The organism is Inquilinus sp. (assembly GCF_057815775.1).
The window spans coordinates 1-3,236 of the sequence record NZ_JBYRFX010000600.1; the positions used below are offsets into that span (position 1 = coordinate 1).

The following is a 3,236-nucleotide window of genomic DNA, read 5'->3' on the forward strand; positions in this document are numbered from 1 at the left end:
ACGTCGCGAAGGACGCCTCTCGACCAACCATAGCCGACGAGCCGGTCGACGGGGCACGTGGCGCTCGCTGTGAAACGGAAACCATCGGAGAAGGTGCTCTCGGTCGTGATGAACCAGCCGCTCTTGATCTTCGCCGCGAAGACCGGATCGGCGCACAGAAGTGCATTCCATTCGGCGCGCTTGCGCTGCTGCCATCCATCCCGCAATTCGCGGCTCGGGTAAGTCACCTCCTTGCGGAAGATTATGCTGCGCGTGCCGCAGAGCACGAAGACGCCGCGGTTAATCGTCGCCGATCAACGGGCCGGCCGATGTTTGAGTTCGCCCGCTCCTGCATCGCGGTCACGAAATCGCAGGTGCGTCGGCCGCAACGGATCTGCGTTCATGGCTGAGCGTCGATCCGCCGTCGCTCAGCGTCCGGCTTCAGGGCGGCCGCGGAACCGAGGCGTCACGCCAGGCCGTCGCCTCAGCCCTCCAGCAGGTAATCCGCCGTGCCTCGGTCCGGCGGATTGCCGCTCAGCCAATCATCGATCAGCCCCCACTGGCCGGTCTCCTCGAAATAGGCGGTGACGCGCTCGGCCAGTGCGTTCCAGTCGACGATGATCCCGTCGGGAGCGGGCGGCGCGCCGAAGATGATCTCGGTGATCTGCGTGGACCATTCGAACTCGCCCGACGCCCATTCCTGGATGGTCCAGAAATGCGTGGGGTCGGAGGGATCGTAGGTGGTCGCGCTGTAGTCGCCCCACCGGCCATCGGCGAGCGCGTAGGGCGCCGTGCCGGCCTGCAGCAGGATCGGGTCGCCGAACTCGAGATGATCGCCCGTGAGCGTGCCTGCCACCGCATAGGCGCTCGCGAAATCGTCGGGGCCGGAGCCCGTGAAGCCGATCACCGCCTGCCCGAGCGGGTTCACGGTGATCGACCCGAAATAGACGTCGAGGTTGTCCGGATGGATGGTGCCCGTGTCGAGGACGACCGGCGCTGTCACCGGATCGCCGATCATCACCCAGTGGAGCTCCGGACCGCCATCCTCGCTCTCGCTCGTCTGCACCCCGAACAGCCGGTTGTCCTGCAGCACGACGCTGGCGCTGAAGGCCGCATCCCCGGCAGAGATCGTAAGGGAGGTGTCCGCCTGGACCGCACTCGAAGGGTTCTGGAAGGGCGGCACGCTGACGATCCGGTCATCGCCAGCGTCGAGCGTGGGATCCGTAACCGGGCCATCCAGCGAGGACAGCTTCAGGACCGTGCTAAAGCCGGGCGGTTCGGGCGAGCCGTACATGGAGAGGAGGGACTCCGCGCCGGATGACTGTGGCGCCACGGCAGGCTGCAGGGTCGCGCCGGTCGTGTTGGAGAAGGTGGTGAATACGGTCGCGTTGGCCGCGCTGGGGCTCTCCGCCAGCAGATCCGATTTCGGAACCACGGCGATCGCGATGTTCGGACCTCCCGGCGCGTCGGGCTTCGGGTTGCTGTCGATGAAGTGCGCCGCCAGGAAGACGCCCTCCGCATTGAAGCCGAGCGTCGGGAAATCGAACCAGCGTTCCGAATCGCCCGGGATGGCTACCGCCTGCCAGCCCTCGGTCGGGTCCGATGTATTGGAGACCGCCAGCAGGATGTTACTCGGCGGAACCTGCTTGTCGGCCGATGTGGCGAACCAGCGTTGGTCCTCGGGGTCGTACAGCACGCGCGGATCGAAGGGAGACGTCTGCGACAGGCCCGCCGAGGACCAGAATTCGAACAGGCTCAACTGCTGGAGCACCTCGCCGGATTTGTCGTAGACGCGGTATACGCTGTTGAGCAGTTCGACGAAGTGGTCGGGACCGACCGCTCCGTTTGTGTCAGGCGGGACCGCGCCGAAGAGGCTGGTGGTGGCCCCCTGGAAGTTGGCTCCGATCGTGATGACAGGAGCAGCATCCGCCGCGGCGCGAAACACTGTGTCCATGGACAACCTCCCGATGCGCCGCATGGTTCACGACCCGGCATCCTCCCGGCGGCATCGCCTGCTGGTCCGGCTCGCGCGGGCCCACGCCGGATCAGCCTATCACCGGTGCAGGGCGCGGCGTGGATATCTGGGAAATGTGATGGCCTGCGATCCGGTCCCATGCGGCTGGCCCGCTGGCGAAGTGGGCCGAGCGGCGGTCGTCATCCTCCGTGGGCAGCGGAGAGGTGGTCCGCCCGGCGCGGCGATCAGGATATGGAACTGATCCTGGCCGAGCGCGGCATCGACGTCACGCACGAGAGCATCCGCCAGTGGTGCCTCCGGTTCGGGGCCGACTTCGCCCGCAAGCTGCGCCGGCGGCGGCCGAAGCTGGGCGACACCTGGCACCTCGATGAGGTGTTCCTGCGGATCAACGGCGTGCTGCATTACCTCTGGCGGGCAGGGGGGCAATACGGAAGGGTGACTTGCGCCCCTGAACTGGGTCCGGGTTTTGGAAGCGAGTTGGCCTCCTTGGTCCTGACCTGCGTCCGGCACAGCCAGCCGAGGCCCGAATGGGCGCCGCCGCTATGCGGCGTAGCCGAGCCACTGGAAGCGGTGCTGGCGACTGAGGGCGGCTTTATCAACACAAAGGCGCGTCGGGATCAGGCCGCCGCCGCGAGCCGCCCGACCTCTGACAAGGCCGCATTCCGCTCGTTATCGGGTACACGAGCTTCGACGTAATAGGCTGCGACGATGATCGGCGCGCGCCCGGGCGGCCAGATGACGGCGATGTCGTTCGTCGTGTTGTTCTCGCCGGAGCCGGTCTTGTCCCCGACCCGCCAGCCTTTCGGGACGCCGGCCCGCAACCGCTTGTCCCCGGTCCTGTTGGTGACAAGCCACGTCGTCAGCTGCTCGCGCGACGCGGCGGAGAGCGCGGTCCCGCAAACGGTCTGGCGCAGGATCCCGGTCATCGCGGCCGGCGTGGTGGTGTCGCGCGGATCGCCGGGCCTCGCCTCGTTGAGCGCCGTCTCCCATCGGTCGAGCCGTGTGACCCGGTCCCCGAGCGAGCGCATATGGGCCGTCAGCCCCGCCGGCCCACCAAAGCTGCCGAGCAGCAGGTTCCCCGCCGTATTGTCACTCAGGGTCATCGCGGCTTCACAGATTTCCCCGACGGTCAGGCCGTCTCCGCCGACATGCTTCTCGGTAACCGGGGAATACGGAACCAGGTCACCCTTGGCATAGACGATCCGGCGGGCGAGGCTTTCCTCCTTGCGATCGACCCGGGCGAGGACAAAAGCGGCAGCTAGGAACTTGAAGGTGCTGCACA

4 protein-coding genes are annotated in these 3,236 nt (G+C 66.9%); 2 read left to right on the top strand and 2 right to left on the bottom strand.

Going from position 1 to position 3,236, the window contains the following annotated elements:
* On the top strand, positions 1-389 hold a 389-nt coding region (locus AC3XYG_RS21020), incomplete at its 5' end, for a hypothetical protein (protein WP_489141821.1).
* Between the two features lie 74 nt (positions 390-463).
* On the opposite strand, the gene AC3XYG_RS21025 is transcribed toward AC3XYG_RS21020, so the two are convergent.
* On the bottom strand, positions 464-1,933 hold the full coding sequence (locus AC3XYG_RS21025; RefSeq protein ID WP_489141822.1) for a hypothetical protein: 1,470 nt from the start codon (positions 1,931-1,933) through the stop codon (positions 464-466).
* A 252-nt stretch (positions 1,934-2,185) separates the two neighbouring features.
* Between AC3XYG_RS21025 and AC3XYG_RS21030 the strand changes: the two genes are divergently transcribed.
* Entirely contained in the window at positions 2,186-2,650 is a 465-nt protein-coding gene (locus tag AC3XYG_RS21030) for a hypothetical protein (RefSeq protein ID WP_489141823.1), read from the top strand.
* Here AC3XYG_RS21030 and bla read toward each other — a convergent pair.
* On the bottom strand, positions 2,572-3,236 hold a 665-nt coding region (bla, locus tag AC3XYG_RS21035), incomplete at its 5' end, for a class A beta-lactamase (RefSeq protein WP_489141824.1). The genes AC3XYG_RS21030 and bla overlap by 79 nt on opposite strands.